Below are 2,205 nucleotides of genomic sequence, written 5' to 3' on the forward strand. Positions count from 1 at the left end.
CGTGCGTCTCTACTTGTCAATCGTAATTCCCTTTTGTTTCTTTTGTTCTTTTGTCTGAAACAGAAAACATTGTTATATCGCTGTCACACTTCGCGTTCGGAAGGATTCGCGGGCCTTACGGACGTAAAGTTTGATGACGTCGGCGGGGAGGGGTGTGGCACGGACGAAGGAGCGGGTGAGGTCAGGGAATTTGGCAAGGGCAGTGGCGAGACACCAGGCTACTGCCATGCGCACGTAATAGGGTTGTGGTCCTTGCGCTGTGCCTTGTTGGGCAACCTTGGGTTTGCCTTTGGCGTATTGATATTCAGAACTGATTTCCTCAAAGCGGAGCGCTTCAAACTGCTCAAAGATGCGGGGCAACCATTCCTCGGTCAGGAAATAGGTCATGGCTACAACGATGGCGAAGCGCACTTCAAATTCGCGCGTGGAGCGGAAATAGGGTTGCAGGAATGCCCAAAGTTCGTGCTTATCTGCCTTGCCCATCCACTTGGCATGGGCACAATAAGAATCGCATACCGCCCAGTTGTCAATGTACGGCAGAAACTGCTCGATGCGGGCGAGGCATTCGTCAAAGTCCTTGATGCGTTCTACCACGAAGAGATGTACCTGGTTTTCTTCGAAGTACTTGTGCGGTAGCTTGTCCAAAAATTTGGCGACATCGGCCGGTACGGTTTTTGCAGCCGTTGAATCCGTCACAGAACCAGCCGCTGAACGAGTTGTCCTTGCGGAGCCCTTTGCAAAATCCACAAATTCCTTCGCAATCTTCCGCATGGTAGGCACGCGCACGCCGATGATTGCTTTCTTGTCGATATTCGGCAACAGCGACGCATGAAAGTCGCGGTACTTTAAATCCTGTTCGGCCAAAAGGCGTTTGACAAGTTCCGAAGGGGTCATACATTACCTCTTGAGAAACAGAGCCTTCTCCGCCACCCTGCCGTCAACCTGCAGCACGCCCACGTAGCGGCCACGGGCAAGACTTTCGACCGCGAGAGTCTCGAAGTAGCTCCCGGCAGCACGGCGCCCGAGATTAAACGAACGTACCACGCGGCCCTGCATGTCGAACAGGCTGAACTTTGCGGCACCGGCAGATGCAAGCCCGAACCGGAGCGCGACATGGTCGCCGTTCAACACCGCATTGAAGCGCGTGTCCACGACCTGCGGCGCGACGACACCTATCGTTTCTTCCAAGGAGAGGGACGCCTTTGCGTACTTGCTCCAGAGGGTATCGCCCGTGACTGCAACGCCGACGCGGTAATCGAAAACGAATTCGCCACCGGCCTTCTTGCCCTGCTTCTCAAGCGAATCGAGCAGAGCCTTGCCTGCAGAATCGGGCATGATTACCAGGGCATAAGAAGTATCCGCCACGACAGCCCTCTCGCGCAAGGTTCCGAGGATACGTTCCGCGGTAATTTCGCCCTTGCCGTATTTCAGGGTTTCCGCACCCACATACGGGACATTAGGCATCCCGCGAAGCAACGGGAAGCTCTTGCCATCCTCGATGTACCAGACGGAATCGAAGTCGAAACCCTTGAAGGTAGCCTTTTTGCGCAAGTCCGCACTGCTCACATCGTTACCCACCCACGCGGATTCCGTGACGGCGCAGGAATCGCTATTGTAGTAGAAGGCAACCCCGCCACCATCGCTTTTTCGAGTCGAGCAATGGCGAGATCCGTCATACTCCTCAAAATATCCCGTGGCATAGTCATAATCCACCTTGCCTTCGTTATACCCGACAAAGGAGCCTATCTCCAGCATATTCGAAGCCGTTGCAGACGAATCTCCAAGGTATTTGACGCGGCGCTTCAAATTACCCGTAGAATAGGAATTGTTTATAGCACCCTTGTTGTTCCCGGCAAATGCGCCTGCATGGTTAAAGCGGCCCTTGATATCGCCCGTAGCAAAGCACATCTCGATGATTCCATGCGTGTTGTTGACCGAAGCGAAACCACCGACATAGAACAGGCTGATGTTGTTGAGCTTTCCTGCCCAATCGATATTTTCATTTTCAGTCTCCTCGAATATATCGCCTGTAGCAAAACTCCGCCTAATGGTACCGTCGTTCCTGAAGACGAATCCGCCGGCGCCATCCCTGGAAACGCGAATGGAGCCCGTCGCATAGCAACGTTCAATCACACCGGAAAGTTCGTTGTTATTTACAAAGCCCGCATCCCCATTTTCAATATCAATCGTAGTGTAACTGTCCGT

1 protein-coding gene and 1 pseudogene are annotated in these 2,205 nt (G+C 53.3%); both read right to left on the reverse strand.

From position 1 onward, the window contains the following. Positions 1 to 72 precede the first annotated feature (72 nt). Positions 73 to 894 (reverse strand): DNA alkylation repair protein, encoded by an 822-nt coding sequence (locus Q0628_RS07335; protein ID WP_298769627.1) that lies wholly within the window; start codon positions 892 to 894, stop codon positions 73 to 75. A 3-nt stretch (positions 895 to 897) separates the two neighbouring features. Next, a pseudogene (locus Q0628_RS07340) lies at positions 898 to 2,205 on the reverse strand (hypothetical protein); the annotation flags it as partial.

This window comes from uncultured Fibrobacter sp. (assembly GCF_937877005.1).
Classification (GTDB): domain Bacteria; phylum Fibrobacterota; class Fibrobacteria; order Fibrobacterales; family Fibrobacteraceae; genus Fibrobacter.